We start from the raw sequence: 16296 nt of genomic DNA on the forward strand, positions 1-16296 counted from the left end.
AAGGGCTACACCATGGTTGAGCGCCGCGTCTCCGTCGGCTGGGCCGAGGGCCTGCACGCCCGCCCCGCCTCGATCTTCTGCCGCGCCGCTGCCGCCGCCGGCGTCCCGGTCACCGTGAAGAAGGGCGACGACGGCAACGCCGTGAACGCCGCCTCCATGCTCGGCGTCCTGGGTCTCGGCGCGGAGGGCGGCGACGAGATCGTGCTGGCTTCCGAGGCGGATGACGCGGACGCCGCGCTCGACCGTCTGGCGAAGCTGGTCGCCGAGGGCCTCGAGGAGCTCCCGGAAACGGTCTGATTCCGGAAACCACTTCCGGACAACCGGACTTCCGGTTCCGTGCACAACAGGCGGAGGGAATTCACGCAGGCGCAGCCCGTGAATTCCCTCCGTTCTTTGTATACGGGGAGTGTTAAATGCGGTCGCGCGCCGTATTGACGCCAGGTTTCGTTCCGCTCACCGCCGCTTTCCCCGGCGGCCTGCGCAACCGGTGCAGCACAGCGGAACGTTCGACGTGCTGGGCCGTCAGCACCCTGGCGCGGTCCGCGTCGCCGCGCACCACCGCGTCCGTGATCGCCCCGTACTCCTGCCAGACGGCGGTGGCCCGCAGCGGCAGGTCGACCGCGTACATCCAGGCGATCTTGCGGCGGACCTGCGTGAGCAGCCCGGTGAGCCCGGGACTGCCGGACGCCTGCGCCAGCGTCTCGTGGAACCAGTCCTCCAGGGCCCGCAGGTCGGAGAGGTGCCCGGAGTCCACCCGCTGCTGACCCAGCCTCACCAGGCCGCGCAGCACCTTGAGATGGGCCTGCGTACGGCGCTGCGCGGCGCGGGCCGCGCCGAGCGGCTCCAGCAGCGCGCGGATGTCGAGCAGGTCGGCCGCCTCCCGCTCGGTGGGCTCGGCGACGCACGCGCCCGCGTGCCGGCGGGTCGCAACGAAGCCCTCGGACTCCAGGGTGCGCAGCGCCTCGCGGACCGGGACCCGGGAGACGCCGTACCGCCGGGCGAGGAGTTCCTCCGTGAGCCGGGCACCGGGTGGGAATGTTCCGCCGACGATATCGTCGCGGATTGCCGTGCAGAGTCCGCGTTCACGCACACTCGGAGACCCGGTATTTCCCATGCACAGAACTGTATGGCAACCGCGTCGAATTTCCGACGGAGTGCGTACCGCTCAGGTAAATACGGCGTGAAAAGAACCCCCGGCCGTTGTTCCGGCCGGGGGTTCCTGTGCTGCGTTGTACTGCTGGACGACGGAGCGTCAGAGGGTGACGCCCTGCGAGCGCAGGTACGCCACGGGGTCGATGTCCGAGCCGTAGTCCGGACCCGTGCGGATCTCGAAGTGCAGGTGCGGACCAGTGGTGTTGCCGGTGTTGCCGGAGAGCGCGATCTGCTGGCCGGCGGTGACCGACTGGCCGACGGAGACGCCGATGGACGACAGGTGGCCGTACTGGCTGTAGTGGCCGTCCTTGTGCTTGATGACGACGTTGTTGCCGTACGCGCCGCCGTTGCCGGCCTCCACGACCTCGCCCGCCGCGACGGACTTCACCTGGGTGCCGATGCCGGCGTGGAAGTCGACGCCGGTGTGCGAACCGGAGGACCACAGACCGCTGGACGCCGAGTACGGGGTGGACAGCTGCGGGTGCCCGACGGGCGCCACGTAGCCGTTGAGCTTGGCGCGCTTGGCCTCGGCGGCGCGGGCCGCCTTCTCCTTGGCCTCGCGCTCCTTCTTCGCCTTCTCGGCCGCGGCCTTGCGCTTCGCCTCGTCGGCCTTCTGCTTGGCCTCCTTGGCCTGCTGCTTCGCCTCGGCGGCGGCCTTCTTGGCCGCGGCCTCGACCTCCGCCTTCTCGGCGGCGGTCTGCTGTACGTCGGCCTGGTGGGCGACGGCGTCGGCGACGCGGCCGTCCACGTCGAAGGCCTGGGTGAGGCCGGTGTCGCCCGAGGGGGCGGTGGAGGGGCCGTCGGCGAAGGCCGGGGAGGCGACGGTACCGACGACGCCGACTGCGGCGAGGCCGGCTATGCCCGCGGCGCCCGCGGACACGCGACGGCGGGTCCGACTGGGCGCACGATGCTTACCGGTGGCACGGGTGAACGCCATGAGCTGGCGCAACTCCTTTCCTTCCGTCTCGCCTACCGGGTTAGCTGACGGGTTCGGAGCAGGAAGGTCTCCTACGGACACCTCCGTGCGGAGGCATCCGATTCACCCCAAGGGACGTGTGGGTCCCCGGCTCCCCTGGCTCGCGCCGTACGGGGACTCGGCGATCACTGCGCGTCGGCCGCGGGCGCGGTCACTTCTGACGAACAGCGGCAACGAAGCTAAATGGGACATCAATGAACCACCAAGCCGATCGGGCCGTTTGTTGGGCATGCCACACCCGACACCGGGGCACCAATGGGCAATTCAGACATACGGCGAACATGCTCCGGACAACGGCGAAGCCGGGCGGGAAGTCCCGCCCGGCTTCGTGGGTTTCGCGGCGTTCTGCCTGTCCTCAGCCTCCGGTGACGACCGTGACCTCTCCGATGCCCAGCTCCCTGACCGGCTCGGCGATCTGCGAGGCGTCACCGACGAGCACGGTGACGAGCCGGTCGGCGGGGAAGGCGCTGACCGCCGCCGCCGTGGCCTCGACGGTGCCGGTCTCGGCGAGGCGCGCGTACAGCTGCGCCTGGAAGTCGTCCGGCAGGTGCTGCTCGACCTGATCGGCCAGCGTGTCCGCGACGGCCGCCGCCGTCTCGTACTTCAGCGGGGCGACACCGACCAGGTTCTGCACGGCGACGTCGCGCTCCTCGTCCGTCAGCCCGCCCTCGGCGAGCGTGCGGAGCACCGTCCACAGGTCGGCCAGGGCGGGCCCGGTCACGTCGGTCGCCACGGAGCCGGAGACGGAGAGCAGCGCGGCGCCCGCGCCGTCCGGGGTGGAGCGCAGCACGTGGCTGAAGGCGCGCACGCCGTACGTGTAGCCCTTCTCCTCGCGCAGCACCCGGTCCAGACGGGACGTCAGGGTCCCGCCCAGGCAGTAGGTACCGAGGACCTGGGCCGGCCAGGCGCTGTCGTGCCGGTCGGGACCGATCCGGCCGATCCGCAGCTGGGTCTGCACCGCGCCGGGACGGTCCACGATGACGACCCGGCCGCGGTCGTCGGCGGTGACCGGGGGCACCGGGAGCGGCTCGGCGGTGGAGCCGGTCCACGCGCCGAGGGTGTCGGCCAGCGCCGCGTCCACGTCGGTGCCCGCGAGGTCGCCGACGACGACGGCGGTCGCGGTGGCGGGACGGACGTGCGCCTCGTAGAAGGCGCGGACGGCGGCGGCGTCGATCCGTGCCACGGACTCCTCGGTGCCCTGCCGGGGCCGGGACATCCGGGACTCGGCGGGGAACAGCTCCTTGGAGAGCTCCTTCGCGGCCCGGCGGGCCGGGTTGGCCAGCTCGTGCGGGATCTCGTCCAGCCGGTTGGCGACGAGGCGCTCGATCTCGCCGTCGGGGAAGGCGGGGGCGCGCAGCGCGTCGGCGAGCAGGCCCATCGCCTTGGGCAGCCGGGAGACCGGCACCTCCAGCGAGACCCGGACGCCCGGGTGGTCGGCGTACGCGTCGAGGGTGGCGCCGCAGCGCTCCAGCTCGGCGGCGAACTCCTCGGCCGTGTGCTTGTCGGTGCCCTCGGACAGCGCCCGCGCCATGATCGTGGCGACGCCGTCCAGGCCCTCCGGCTCCGCGTCCAGCGGCGCCTGCAGGCTGATCTCGACGGCGACGACCTGCTGGCCGGGGCGGTGACAGCGCAGCACGGTCAGCCCGTTGGCCAGCCGGCCGCGCTCGGGTGCCGGGAAGGCCCAGGGCTTCGGCTGCCCGCCGTGCGGCTGCGGGTGGAAGGTCATCTCGGGGGTGGGGGCGGCGGCGTCGCTCACTGGCCCGGCTCCTCGTTCTCGTCTGCGGCTGCTTCGGCGTCGGCGTGCTCGGTGGTCGGCTCGTACACCAGCGACGCGCGGTTGTCGGGGCGCAGCCGGGCCGCGGCGACGGCCTGCACCTCCTGTGCGGTGATCTCCAGGACGCGGCCGACCGCGCCCAGGGCCAGCTGCGGGTCGCCGAACAGCACGGCGTACCGGCAGAGTTCGTCGGCGCGGCCGCCGACCGTCGCGAGCCGGTCCAGCCACTCGCGCTCCAACTGCGCCTGCGCCCGCTCCATCTCCTCGGGCGTGGGCCCCTCTTCGGCGAACCGGCGCAGCTCGTCGTCGACGGCCGCCTCGATCGCGGACACCTCCACGCCGCCGGACGCCTTCACGTCGAGGAAGCCGAGCGAGGGCGCGCCGGCCAGCCGCAGCAGGCCGAACCCGGCGCCGACGGCGAGCCGGTCGCGGCGCACCAGCCGGTTGTGCAGCCGGGAGGACTCGCCGCCGCCGAGCACCGTCAACGCCAAGTCGGCGGCGTCACCCGCGCGAGTGCCGTCCTCCGGCAGCCGGTAGCCGGACATCAGGGCGCGCGCGGGCACGTCCTCCTCGACGAGTTCGCGCTTCTCCTCGCCCATCACCTCGGGCAGCGCGCCGTCCCGCGGCGGGTGCTTGCCACCGTGGCCGGGGATGGAGCCGAAGTACTTCTCGACCCAGGCGAGGGTCCGTTCGGGATCGATGTCCCCGACGACGGACAGCACCGCGTTGTTGGGGGCGTAGTACGTACGGAAGAAGGCCCGGGCGTCCTCCAGCGAGGCGGCGTCCAGGTCGGCCATCGAGCCGATGGGCGTGTGGTGGTACGGGTGGTCCTCGGGGTAGACCATCGCGGCGAGCTTCTCGAACGCGGTGCCGTACGGCACGTTGTCGTAGCGCTGGCGGCGCTCGTTCTTCACGACGTCGCGCTGGTTCTCCAGGGACTCGTCGTCAAGTGCCGTGAGCAGAGAGCCCATCCGGTCGGCCTCGAGCCACAGGGCGAGCTCCAGCTCGTGGGCCGGCATGGTCTCGAAGTAGTTGGTCCGCTCGAAGCTGGTGGTGCCGTTCAGCGAACCGCCCGCGCCCTGCACGAGTTCGAAGTGGCCGTTGCCCTTCACCTGGGCCGACCCCTGGAACATCAGGTGCTCGAAGAGGTGCGCCAGGCCGGTGCGGCCCGCGACCTCGTGGCGGGAGCCGACGTCGTACCAGAGGCAGACCGCGGCGACCGGGGTCAGGTGGTCCTCGGAGAGCACCACCCGCAGGCCGTTGGACAGCCGGTGTTCGGTCGCTGTCAGCCCGCCGGTGGCAGGCGGGGGCGTGGCCGTGTGACCCATGGGCGTGGAGTCCCTTCGCTCGCGGGAGTTGGTGGCCGGTAACGTCAGCCGATCCTGTCACTGTATGCAACCGCGCGGACAACGGGCGAAGTTCCCGTACCGTCTGTGCGGTGGTGCCGCCCGGCACCCTCTCTGATCCGGGCTCCCCCGGCCGCTCCGCCGGGTCGGGGCGCTCGTTGTCGGTGGCACGGTCCACAATGGTCCGCGTTCCGCCCGTCAGGTCACACCCCGCAGGTACGCACCGAAGGAGCCGCAGCCGCGATGGCCCCCCGCAGTACGAAGACCCCGCCGCCGGACGACTTCGAGGAGCGCATCCTCGATATCGACGTCGTCGACGAGATGCAGAGCTCCTACCTGGAGTACGCCTACTCGGTCATCTACTCGCGCGCGCTGCCGGACGCCCGCGACGGAATGAAGCCCGTGCACCGGCGCATCCTGTACCAGATGCACGAGATGGGCCTGCGGCCCGAGCGCTCGCACGTCAAGTGCGCCCGCGTGGTGGGCGAGGTGATGGGTAAGCTCCACCCGCACGGTGACGGCGCCATCTACGACGCGCTGGTGCGCATGGCGCAGTCGTTCTCGATGCGCCTCCCGCTGGTCGACGGGCACGGCAACTTCGGCTCCCTGGGCAACGACGACCCGCCCGCCGCGATGCGGTACACCGAGTGCCGCTCCACTCCCGCCGCCGGTCTGATGGTCGACTCGATCGACGAGGACACCGTCGACTTCGGGCCCAACTACGACGGCAGCGAGGAGGAGCCGGCCACCCTCCCGGCCGCCTATCCGAACCTGCTGGTGAACGGCGCCTCCGGGATCGCCGTCGGCATGGCGACGAACATGCCGCCGCACAATCTGGGCGAAGTCATCGCCGCCGCACGGCATCTGATCAGGCATCCGGGCGCCGACCTGGAGACCCTGATGGGCTTCGTGCCGGGCCCCGACCTGCCCACAGGCGGTCAGATCGTCGGCCTGGAGGGCATCCAGGACGCGTACACGACCGGGCGCGGCACCTTCAAGATGCGGGCCTCGGCGACGGTCGAGCAGGTGACGCCGCGGCGCAAGGGCCTCATCGTGACGCAACTGCCGTTCACGGTCGGCCCCGAGAAGGTCATCTCGAAGATCAAGGACCTGGTCAACTCCAAGAAGCTGCAGGGCATCGCGGACGTCAAGGACCTCACCGACCGCGAGCACGGACTGCGTCTCGTGATCGAGCTGAAGAACGGCTTCAACCCCGAGGCGGTGCTGGAGCAGCTCTACAAGCTGACGCCGATGGAGGAGTCCTTCGGCATCAACAACGTGGCCCTGGTGGACGGTCAGCCGCTGACGCTGGGCCTGAAGGAGCTGCTGGAGGTCTACGTCGACCACCGCTTCCGGGTGGTGCGGCGGCGCAGCGAGTTCCGGCGGACCAAGCGGCGCGACCGGCTGCACCTGGTCGAGGGGCTGCTGGTGGCCCTGATCGACATCGACGAGGTCATCCGGATCATCCGGTCCAGCGAGAACTCCGCCGAGGCCAAGTCCTCGCTGATGGAGCGCTTCGGGCTCAGCGACATCCAGACCCAGTACATCCTCGACACGCCGCTGCGCCGGCTCACCAAGTTCGACCGGCTGGAGCTGGAGAGCGAGCGGGACAAGCTGCGCGCCGACATCGAGGAGCTCACCCGGATCCTGGACTCCGACGCGGAGCTGCGGAAGCTGGTCTCCTCCGAACTGGGCGCCATCGCCAAGAAGTACGGCACGCCGCGCCGCACCGAGCTGCTGGAGGCGGCGGGCACGACGGTCGCGGCGGTGCCGCTGGAGGTCGCCGACGACCCGTGCCGGGTGCTGCTCTCCTCGACGGGCCTGCTGGCGCGTACGGCGAACGGCGGGACCGTCTTCGACGAGTCGGCGAAGCGCGCGAAGCACGATGTGATCGTGTCCGCGGTGCCGGCCACGACGCGCGGCGAGGTCGGCGCGGTCACCTCCACCGGGCGGCTGCTGCGCCTCCAGGTCGTGGACCTTCCGCAGCTGCCCGAGTCGGCGTCCTCGCCGAATCTGTCCGGCGGCGGCCAGGTCTCGGAGTTCCTGCCGCTGGAGGAGGGCGAGGAGCTGATCTGCCTGATGACGCTGGACGAGTCCTCGCCGGGGCTGGCCATCGGCACCGAACAGGGCGTCGTGAAGCGGGTGGTGCCCGACTACCCGGCCAACAAGGAGGAGTTGGAGGTCATCTCGCTCAAGGACGGCGACCGCATCGCCGGCGCGGTCGAGCTGCGTACGGGCGAGGAGGACCTGGTCTTCATCACGGACGAGGCGCAGTTGCTGCGCTACCAGGCGAGCCAGGTGCGGCCGCAGGGCCGGGCCGCCGGCGGTGTCGCCGGCATCAAGCTCACCGGTGACGCCAAGGTCATCTCGTTCACGGCGGTCGATCCCGCGGTGGACGCGGCGGTCTTCACCGTGGCCGGTTCGCGGGGCGCGCTGGCCGGTATGGCGGAGGCGTCGGTCAAGCTGACGCCCTTCGACCAGTATCCGCGCAAGGGGCGCGCCACGGGCGGCGTGCGCTGTCAGCGGTTCCTCAAGGGCGAGGACTGCCTCACCCTGGCGTGGGCCGGCCCGACCCCGGTCCGGGCCGCCACCAAGACCGGTGCGGCCGCGGAGCTCCCGGAGGTGGACCCCCGCCGCGACGGCTCGGGTGTCCCCCTGACCAAGCCGATCACCGCGGTCGCCGGACCGGTGTGACGGCAGCGTCGTAACAGCCGTGCTGTGACGGGGCGTTCGCGCCCCGTCGCGGCGTCCGGCCGCGCGGCTGCCGCTTCCGGGCGCACGGCTGTCGCTCCGGCCGCGCGGCCGTGACGGAGTCTCGGGGTTACGGAGCCCCGGGTTACGGAGCGGGTGCCAGGGCGTAGCTGCCGCCGAGGCCGTCCGGGTCCTCCGGGTCCCCGTCGTCCTCGCCCGCCCCGTCGTCGGGCTCCTCCGGCGCGTCCTCGTCGTCCCGCGGGCCGTCCACGTACCGCATGACGCTCCACATCGCGTGCGGGTCCGGCTCGTCCGCGTCGGTGACCACGCACGCGGCCAACTCGGCGCGCAGGGCCGCCCCGTCGATGCCCGAGCCGATCAGGACGAGCGCGCTGTACCGCTCCTCGCCGCGCTCCCACGCGGACGGCGCGAAGCGCAGGAAACCGCCCACGGCGTGCACGCTGTACTTCTGCGCGGGGTCGGCGTCGCCGAAGTCGACGAAGCCCTTGATGCGGTAGAGCCCGTCCGGGCGGCTGTCGAGGAACTCCAGCAGCCGGCGCGGATTCAGCGGCCGGTCCGCGGTGAACTCCACGCTCTCGTACGCCGCGTGCAGGTGCGGCGCGTGCCCGCAGCCGTCCGCACAGCCGTCCCCGCAGACCTCCCCGCTCCCGTTCTCGTCCTCGTCCTCGTACAGCAGCGCGTCGAAGGACAGCTGTTCCACGGCGGGCCGCTCCCGTACCGCGGGGTCGAAGAGCAGATCGGGCTCGACCCGCCCGTACGAGGCGGGCACGACCGGCGTACCGGGGCTCAGCCCGGTCAACTCGCGGTGCAGCGCGTCCCGTTCGCTCTCCCCCACCCGGTCGGCCTTGTTGAGGACGACCAGGTCGGCGGCCCGTACGTGCCGGCCGAGCTCCGGGTGCCGCTCCCGTACGGCGTGGAACTCCGCCGCGTCGACGACCTCCACCAGGCCGCCGTAGACGATGTGTTCACTGCCGCTGGCCAGGATCATCCGGATCATCGTCTCCGGCTCGGCGAGTCCGCTCGCCTCCACCACGATGACGTCCATGCCCGCCGAGGGCTGCGCCAGCCGTTCCAGTACGCCGTCCAGGTCGCTGGTGTCGACGGCGCAGCACAGACAGCCGTCACCGAGCGACACCATGGAGTCGACCTGCCCCGCCACGGTCATCGCGTCGATCTCGATGCTGCCGAAGTCGTTGACGACGGCGCCGATGCGGGTGCCTCTGCCGCGCCGCAGCAGATGGTTCAGCAGGGTCGTCTTGCCCGAACCGAGGAACCCCGCGAGAACGATGACCGGGATCCGTCGTGTGCCCAAGGTGGCGCCCCCTGCTGCGGAACATGACTGTGCTGCGTGACTGCGGTGAGTGAACACACGGTATCCGCACGTGCGGGACGACCGCCGTCACCGGCTGCCGATCGTAACCGACCGCGAGGATCACACCCCTCCCGGAGACGGCCGGCGAACAGGTCACAGCGCATCCGGCCGTCAGCGGTTACGGTCCTGCTGACCCGCCTTTCCGCCCGCCGCGAGGACCGCCCGATGAGCGCACAGCCCGCCGACCGGACCGCGCACGCAGCGCTGCCCGCCGGGCCCCGGCGGAGGCCCCGCTCCCGAAGGCGCCTCCCGCACTGGCCGCGGCGGGTGTTCTCGCAGGTCCTGCTCGTCCAGCTGGTGATCACCACGGGGGTGACGGCGCTGGCGACCGGGCTCTTCCTCGCGCCGCTCAGCTCCGAGCTCGACGACCAGGCCATGGACCGGGCACTGGCGATCGCCCGGACGACCGCGGTGCGGCCCGGCCTCCCCGCGCGGCTGGCCTCGGGCCGGGCGCCCTCCCCCGACGGTCCGGTGCAGCACGAGGCGGAGCGGATCCGGAAGTCGACCGGTGCCGCGTACGTCGTGGTGATGGACCACCGCGGCATCCGCTGGTCCCACGCGACCCCGGCGCGGATCGGCGAGCACGTCTCCACCGACCCCAGCAGGGCCCTGGCCGGGCACGAAGTCCGGCAGATCGACAACGGCACCCTCGGCCGTTCCGCACGCGGCAAGGCCCCGGTGGTCGACAGTCACGGCCGGACGGTCGGCGCGGTGTCCGTCGGCATCGCGTACGACAACGTGCGCGACCGGCTGCTGGGCGAGGTGCCGGAGCTCCTGGCGTACGCGGGCGGCGCGCTCGCCTTCGGCGCGCTGGCCGCCTATCTGGTGTCCCGCAGGCTCCAACGCCGCACCCACGACCTGGCGTTCTCCGATATCTCCGCGCTCCTCGCGGAACGCGAGGCGATGCTGCACGGCATCCGCGAAGGTGTGCTGGCGCTGGACCGCAAGGGCCGGATCCGGCTCGTCAACGACGAGGCGCAGCGGCTGCTGGAGCTGCGCCCCGAGGACACAGGGCGGGCGCTGGAGGACGCGCTCGGCCCGGGCCGTACGACCGACGTCCTGGCGGGCCGCGTCACCGGCGACGATCTGCTGACCGTCAGCGGCGAACGCGTACTGATCGCCAACCGGATGCCGACCGACGACGGCGGCGCCGTCGCCACCCTCCGCGACCGCACCGAGCTGGAGCTGCTCGGCCGCGAACTCGACGGCTCCCGCGGCCTGATCGACGCCCTGCGCGCCCAGGACCACGAGCACGCCAACCGGATGCACATCCTGCTGGGCCTGCTGGAGCTGGAGATGTACGAGGAGGCAGCCGACTATCTCAGCGAGGTCGTCGGAGTGCGCCGGGCGACCGCCGAACAGATCTCCGAACGGGTCCAGGACCCGCTGCTCGCCGCCCTGTTGGTGGGCAAGGCGACCGTGGCGGCGGAGCGCGGGGTGGCGCTGATGATCGCACCCGGCAGCGCCCTGCCGGACCGGCTCGTCGACCCGCGCGAACTGGCCACGGTGGTCGGCAACCTCGTCGACAACGCGCTGGACGCGGCCAGCGGTTCGGAGGGCGCCTGGGTGGAGGCCGGGCTGACCGTGCCCGAAGCGGCCGGCACCGGCGTCACCCTGCGGGTCCGCGACAGCGGCCCCGGGATCCCCGAGGACCGCCGTGGCCTGGTGTTCACCGACGGCTGGTCCACCAAGACCACCGAGGACACCGCAGCGCACCGGCAGCGCGGACTCGGCCTCGCGCTCGTACGGAGGCTGGCGGAGCGGCACGGCGGCAGCGCGCACGTGGGCGAAGCGCCGGGCGGCGGCGCGGAGTTCACCGTACGGCTGCCGCAGGCGCTGCGGCCCGCGCGGGTGGAGAGCCGCGCCGAGTGATCTGCGGCGGCGGGGGTACCCGCCGGGGCCTTGATGACCGCAGCCGTACGCCGGGAGACCGGCCAGGAGGCCACCGTGATCGTTGTGATGATCGTCGGCGCATGTGCCGTACTGGCCGTGCTCGCGTTTCTGCTGCCGCGCCTGTCGCGGTATCCGGAACGCGGTGCGCGGCGCACGGTCGGGCTCGGCTCACGAGCCGCGGGGAAGGCCCCGGGACGGCTGGGGCGCTGGGCCTCCAAACCGTTCCGGGCCAGCGGGCGCGCGCTGGGCAGGAGCGGCGCGGCAGGCCGCAGGGCGCACTGGCGGATACTGCCGCGCCGCTGAACCCGCCCGGCGGGGCGGGCAGTTCAGCAGCGGACACCGCCCGCCGTACGACACCGGGCCCCGTACGCCACCGGGCCCCGTCACGTCACCTCACGTCACGTCACACCGCGCCGGCGCCCGTCAGGGACCGGACCTCCGTCTCCGCGTGGCGTGCCTCGTCCGCGCCCTCGGATGAGGTGACCGTGCCCACCCAGCCGGCGAGGAAGCCCGCGGGGATGGACAGCAGCCCCGGGTTCTCCAGCGGGAACAGCGCGAAGTCCACACCGGGGAAGAACGCGGTGGGCGCGCCGGACACCACGGGCGAGAGCACCACGAGCAGTACGGCGGGCACCAGGCCGCCGTACACCGCCCACACGGCGCCCCGCTTGGTGAACCGGCGCCAGAACATGGCGTACAGCAGCACCGGCAGATTCGCCGAGGCCGCGACGGCGAAGGCCAGCCCGACCAGGAACGCCACGTTCAACTCCTGGGCGAGGAGGCCCAGTCCGATCGCGGCGGCACCGATGGCCACAGCCGCCACCCTGGCCACACCGACCTCGCTGTGCGCGGCGCCCCTGCCGGGCTTGCCGCGCCGCCAGCTCGCGTACAGGTCGTGCGCCACGGAGGCGGAGGAGGCGAGCGTGATGCCCGCGACGACCGCGAGGATCGTCGCGAAGGCGACAGCGCCGACGAGGGCGAACAGCACCGCCCCGCCCGCCGATCCGGCACCGCCGCCGAGCTCCATCGCCAGCAGCGGTACGGAGGTGTTGCCCGCGGCGTCCGAGGTGCGCACCGCGTCCGGGCCGACGAGAGCGGCGGCGCCGAAGCCGAGCACGATCGTCATCAGGTAGAAGGCGCCGATGAGTCCGATGGCCCAGACGACCGAGCGGCGAGCGGCGCGCGCGGTGGGCACGGTGTAGAAGCGCGACAGGATGTGCGGCAGCCCGGCCGTGCCGAGCACGAGGGCCAGGCCGAGGCTGACGAAGTCGAGCCGGTGCGTCCACTCGCCGCCGTACCGCAGCCCGGGGGCGAGGAAGTCCCTTCCGTGGCCGCTGCGTTCGGCCGCGCTGCTCAGCAGGGCGCCGGGGTCACCGCTGAACCGGACGAGCACCAGACAGGTCAGGGTGACGGCGCCGCCCATCAACAGCACCGCCTTGACGATCTGGATCCATGTGGTGGCGCGCATGCCGCCGCACGACACATAGACGACCATCAGCGCACCGACACCGATCACCGTCCAGGACCGGGCCACACTGCCCGTACCGCCGCCGAGCAGCAGGGCGACCAGACTGCCCGCGCCGACCATCTGCGCGACCAGATAGAGCACCGAGACGGTCACCGAGGACACACCGATGGCGATCCGTACGGGCCGCTCGCGCATCCGGGCACTGACGACGTCGGCGAGGGTGAACCGGCCGCAGTTCCGCACCAGTTCGGCGACGAGCAGCAGGACGACCAGCCAGGCGACGAGGAAGCCGACGGAGTACAGCATGCCGTCGTAGCCGAACAGGGCGATGAGCCCGGAGATGCCGAGGAAGGAGGCGGCGGACATGTAGTCCCCCGCGAGGGCGAATCCGTTCTCCAGGGGCGAGAACAGCCGCCCTCCCGCGTAGAACTCCTCCGGCGAACCGTGCCGTTTGCGGCCCGCCCAGCTGGTGATGGCGAGCGACACGGCCACGAAGGCCGTGAACAGCAGCAGCGTCAGCGTCTGGTGGGTCCCGCTCACCGGGCCTCCTCCCGCACGGGCCGCACTGCGGGCTGGGAGGGGGCCTGAGCCGGCGCGTGCTGCGACGGCACGGACTGCGAGGAGGCCTGCTGCGGGGAGGCGTCCTTCGACGGCGCGGCCTGCGGGTCCGCCGCGGGCGCCGCCGACGTACGCGCCATGTCCTGGGTCTCCCAGCGCAGTTCGAGCGCGAGCTGGTCCCGCCGCAGCCGGGCGTGCCGGGCGTAGGCCCAGGTGAGCAGGAAGGTGGTGGCGAACTGGGCGAGCCCCGCCGCCATCGCGACGTTGAGAACGCCGGCCACCGGACGGGCCATCAGCCCCGGGGCCGCGGTGGCTGTCACGACGTACGCGAGATACCAGACGAGAAACGCGGCGCTGGCGGGCAGCACGAAGCGGCGGTACCGGCTGCGCACCTGCTGGAAGGCAGGGCTGCGCTGGACGGTCAGATAGACGGCGGCCTGCGGGTCGGGAGCGGAGACCGTCCGCTCGCGCCACTGCGGCTGCTGTGCCGGTACGGATACGGGCCCTGAGGCAAGGGCGTCGTACCAGGGGTCATGGGTGGGCATGCTCCAGGATGGACAGACACACAAGATCGCAGACTGGGCATTCCGGGCCTTTCATCCCATCAGGTGATGGCGCGCGCGCCCGTACGTTCGCCCGCGCGCGACGGGGCGAACGTACGGGCGCACAGGACCCGTTGCGCACATCGGATGGGTGACGGCGAGGGCTTCCCGGACCGCTCCGGAACGGACCTCAGATGTCGATGCGCGAGCGGTCGAGCGTCGCCGCCGAGGAGCTGATGAACTCCCGGCGCGGCGCGACGTCACTGCCCATCAGCAGCGCGAACGCCTTCTCCGCCGCCTCCAGATCGGCGATGTTGATCCGGCGCAGCGTGCGGTGCCGCGGATCCATCGTCGTCTCCGCGAGCTGGTCGGCGTCCATCTCGCCCAGACCCTTGTAGCGCTGGATCGACTCCTTGTAGCGCGTCTTGGTGCGCTCCAGCTCCAGCAGGGTCTGCCGCAGCTCGTTGTCGGAGTAGGTGTAGATGTACTTGTCCTGCCCCTTCTTGGGGCTGGTCAGCTCGATCCGGTGCAGCGGCGGCACGGCGGAGAAGACCCGCCCCTGCTCCACCATCGGCCGCATGTAGCGCTGGAAGAGGGTGAGCAGCAGGCAGCGGATGTGCGCGCCGTCCACATCCGCGTCGGCGAGGAAGATGACCTTGCCGTAGCGCGCCTGGTCGATGTCGAAGGTCCGCCCGGAACCGGCTCCTATGACCTGGATGATCGAGCCGCACTCGGCGTTCTTCAGCATGTCCGAGACGGAGGACTTCTGGACGTTGAGGATCTTGCCGCGGATCGGCAGCAGCGCCTGGAACTCCGAGTTCCGCGCCAGCTTCGCCGTACCCAGCGCCGAGTCGCCCTCCACGATGAAGAGTTCACTGCGGTCGACGTCGTCGCTGCGGCAGTCGGCGAGCTTGGCCGGCAGGGACGAGGACTCCAGCGCGGTCTTGCGGCGCTGCGCCTCCTTGTGCTGCCGCGCCGCGATGCGCGTACGGGCCGCCGCGACGACCTTCTCCAGCACCGACCTGGCCTGCTGCTTGGCGTCCCGCTTGTTCGACGTCAGGAACGCCTTGAGCTCCTTCGCCACCACCTGCGCCACGATCCGGGACGCGGCCGAGGTGCCCAGCACCTCCTTGGTCTGCCCCTCGAACTGCGGCTCCGCCAGCCGTACGGTCACGACCGCCGTCATGCCCTCCAGCGCGTCGTCCTTCGCGATGTCGTCCTCGGCGACGCGCAGCATCTTGGCCGAACGCAGCGCCTCGTTCACGGTCTTGGCTACCGACCGCTCGAAACCGGAGACGTGGGTGCCGCCCTTGGGGGTGGCGATGATGTTGACGAAGGACTTCAGCGTGGTGTCGTAACCGGTGCCCCAGCGCAGCGCGATGTCGACACCCAGCTCGCGCTGGACCTCGGTGGGGATCATGTGCCCGCGGTCGTCGAGGACGGGCACGGTCTCCTTGAAGCTGCCCTTGCCCTGGAGCCGCAGCACGTCGTTGACCGGCTTGTCCTGCGCGAGGTACTCGCAGAACTCGCTGATGCCGCCGTCGTAGCGGAAGACCTCCTCGACCGGGCCCTCGCCGTCGAGACCGCGCTCGTCCCGGAGGACCAGGGTCAGCCCCGGCACCAGGAAGGCCGTCTGCCGGGCGCGCGCCTGGAGCGTCTCCAGCGACAACCGGGCGTCCTTGAGGAAGATCTGACGGTCCGCCCAGTAACGAACGCGCGTGCCCGTACGGGTCTTGGGTACCTTCTTGCCCTTGAGCACTCCGGTGGACGGGTCGAACGGCGCGTCGGGGCCGGACTCCGTGAAGATGCCGGGCACGCCGCGGCGGAAACTGATCGAGTGCGTACGGCTGTTGCGGTCCACCTCGACGTCGAGCCGCGCGGACAGCGCGTTCACCACGGAGGCGCCGACACCGTGCAGACCGCCCGACGCCGCGTACGAACCGCCGCCGAACTTGCCGCCGGCGTGCAGCTTCGTCATCACGACCTCGATGCCGGAGAGGCCGGTCTTGGGCTCCACATCGACAGGAATTCCACGGCCGTTGTCGGTGACCTCCACCGAGCCGTCCTCGTGCAGCGTGACCTCGATGCGGTCGCAGTGACCGCCGAGCGCCTCGTCGACCGAGTTGTCGATGATCTCCCACAGGCAGTGCATCAGTCCCCGGCTGTCGGTGGACCCGATATACATGCCCGGGCGCTTGCGCACCGCCTCCAGGCCCTCCAGGACAAGCAGGTGCCGCGCCGTGTAGTTGGAGCCGCCGTCCCGGTCGGCCCCGGTCAGCACTGCGGTGGACGGCACGGAGGTCTCGGCGGTCACGCGGGTTCGCTCCTCGCTGAATTCGGCTTGCTGATGGCTGGGTTGCCGGATCAGAGGGTACCGAGCCCCAGGACAACGCGTGTCGCGCCACCCGGGAAGTGACCCCAGCGACACCAGCGTGAGCGGTATGCTAGCCCAAGTTCGCTCGCGCGTTCGATAACACGGCCGGGTGACGCGTACATCACGTTC

At 71.7% G+C, this 16296-nt stretch carries 11 protein-coding genes, 1 pseudogene and 1 riboswitch; of the genes and pseudogenes, 4 read left to right on the forward strand and 8 right to left on the reverse strand.

Annotated elements, in window-relative coordinates:
- Positions 1–12 precede the first annotated feature (12 nt).
- Positions 13–297 (forward strand): HPr family phosphocarrier protein, encoded by a 285-nt coding sequence (locus AC3AGO_RS10460; RefSeq protein ID WP_487824605.1) that lies wholly within the window; start codon positions 13–15, stop codon positions 295–297.
- Between the two features lie 112 nt (positions 298–409).
- On the opposite strand, the gene AC3AGO_RS10465 is transcribed toward AC3AGO_RS10460, so the two are convergent.
- From AC3AGO_RS10465 to AC3AGO_RS10480, 4 genes are all read right to left on the reverse strand, one after another.
- Positions 410–1114, reverse strand: a complete 705-nt coding sequence (locus AC3AGO_RS10465) for a GntR family transcriptional regulator (protein WP_487819881.1) — start codon at positions 1112–1114, stop codon at positions 410–412.
- 138 nt (positions 1115–1252) lie between these two features.
- Positions 1253–2089 (reverse strand): M23 family metallopeptidase, encoded by an 837-nt coding sequence (locus AC3AGO_RS10470; RefSeq protein WP_487819882.1) that lies wholly within the window; start codon positions 2087–2089, stop codon positions 1253–1255.
- Positions 2090–2103: 14 nt separating this feature from the next.
- A riboswitch (cyclic di-AMP (ydaO/yuaA leader) is annotated at positions 2104–2262 on the reverse strand.
- 221 nt (positions 2263–2483) lie between these two features.
- The gene (locus AC3AGO_RS10475) at positions 2484–3854 is read right to left on the reverse strand and encodes a M16 family metallopeptidase (protein ID WP_487824606.1); all 1371 of its coding nucleotides are present in this window, start codon (positions 3852–3854) and stop codon (positions 2484–2486) included.
- A gap of 26 nt (positions 3855–3880) precedes the next feature.
- Positions 3881–5230: a M16 family metallopeptidase gene (locus AC3AGO_RS10480; RefSeq protein ID WP_487819883.1), complete on the reverse strand. Its 1350-nt coding sequence runs from the start codon at positions 5228–5230 to the stop codon at positions 3881–3883.
- Between the two features lie 261 nt (positions 5231–5491).
- Here AC3AGO_RS10480 and AC3AGO_RS10485 point away from each other — a divergent pair, with 261 nt between their 5' ends.
- The gene (locus AC3AGO_RS10485; RefSeq protein WP_487819884.1) at positions 5492–7942 is read left to right on the forward strand and encodes a DNA gyrase/topoisomerase IV subunit A; all 2451 of its coding nucleotides are present in this window, start codon (positions 5492–5494) and stop codon (positions 7940–7942) included.
- Between the two features lie 142 nt (positions 7943–8084).
- On the opposite strand, the gene AC3AGO_RS10490 is transcribed toward AC3AGO_RS10485, so the two are convergent.
- A complete protein-coding gene (locus AC3AGO_RS10490) occupies positions 8085–9272 on the reverse strand; it encodes a CobW family GTP-binding protein (RefSeq protein WP_487819885.1) in 1188 nt (395 codons plus the stop codon).
- Positions 9273–9497: 225 nt separating this feature from the next.
- Here AC3AGO_RS10490 and AC3AGO_RS10495 point away from each other — a divergent pair, with 225 nt between their 5' ends.
- Together AC3AGO_RS10495 and AC3AGO_RS10500 are read left to right on the forward strand one after the other, a co-directional pair.
- Positions 9498–11204, forward strand: a complete 1707-nt coding sequence (locus AC3AGO_RS10495) for an ATP-binding protein (RefSeq protein ID WP_487819886.1) — start codon at positions 9498–9500, stop codon at positions 11202–11204.
- A 75-nt stretch (positions 11205–11279) separates the two neighbouring features.
- On the forward strand, positions 11280–11528 hold the full coding sequence (locus AC3AGO_RS10500; RefSeq protein ID WP_487824607.1) for a DUF6411 family protein: 249 nt from the start codon (positions 11280–11282) through the stop codon (positions 11526–11528).
- A 100-nt stretch (positions 11529–11628) separates the two neighbouring features.
- On the opposite strand, the gene AC3AGO_RS10505 is transcribed toward AC3AGO_RS10500, so the two are convergent.
- The 3 genes and pseudogenes from AC3AGO_RS10505 to AC3AGO_RS10515 all read right to left on the reverse strand — a co-directional run bounded on the left by AC3AGO_RS10505 (position 11629) and on the right by AC3AGO_RS10515 (position 16107).
- Positions 11629–13233 (reverse strand): solute symporter family protein, encoded by a 1605-nt coding sequence (locus tag AC3AGO_RS10505; protein WP_487819887.1) that lies wholly within the window; start codon positions 13231–13233, stop codon positions 11629–11631.
- A gap of 149 nt (positions 13234–13382) precedes the next feature.
- A pseudogene (locus AC3AGO_RS10510) lies at positions 13383–13796 on the reverse strand (DUF485 domain-containing protein); the annotation flags it as partial.
- A gap of 187 nt (positions 13797–13983) precedes the next feature.
- Positions 13984–16107 (reverse strand): DNA gyrase/topoisomerase IV subunit B, encoded by a 2124-nt coding sequence (locus AC3AGO_RS10515; protein WP_487819888.1) that lies wholly within the window; start codon positions 16105–16107, stop codon positions 13984–13986.
- Positions 16108–16296 lie beyond the last annotated feature (189 nt).

Source organism: Streptomyces sp. BL1 (genome assembly GCF_057628045.1).

Excerpts from the sequence above, each read along its gene's own strand:
- AC3AGO_RS10460 (WP_487824605.1), top strand. The coding sequence starts at position 13 with ATGGTTGAGCGCCGCGTCTCCGTCGGCTGGGCCGAGGGCCTGCACGCC.
- AC3AGO_RS10465 (WP_487819881.1), bottom strand. The coding sequence starts at position 1,114 with ATGGGAAATACCGGGTCTCCGAGTGTGCGTGAACGCGGACTCTGCACG.
- AC3AGO_RS10470 (WP_487819882.1), bottom strand. The coding sequence starts at position 2,089 with ATGGCGTTCACCCGTGCCACCGGTAAGCATCGTGCGCCCAGTCGGACC.
- AC3AGO_RS10475 (WP_487824606.1), bottom strand. The coding sequence starts at position 3,854 with ATGACCTTCCACCCGCAGCCGCACGGCGGGCAGCCGAAGCCCTGGGCC.
- AC3AGO_RS10480 (WP_487819883.1), bottom strand. The coding sequence starts at position 5,230 with ATGGGTCACACGGCCACGCCCCCGCCTGCCACCGGCGGGCTGACAGCG.
- AC3AGO_RS10485 (WP_487819884.1), top strand. The coding sequence starts at position 5,492 with ATGGCCCCCCGCAGTACGAAGACCCCGCCGCCGGACGACTTCGAGGAG.
- AC3AGO_RS10495 (WP_487819886.1), top strand. The coding sequence starts at position 9,498 with ATGAGCGCACAGCCCGCCGACCGGACCGCGCACGCAGCGCTGCCCGCC.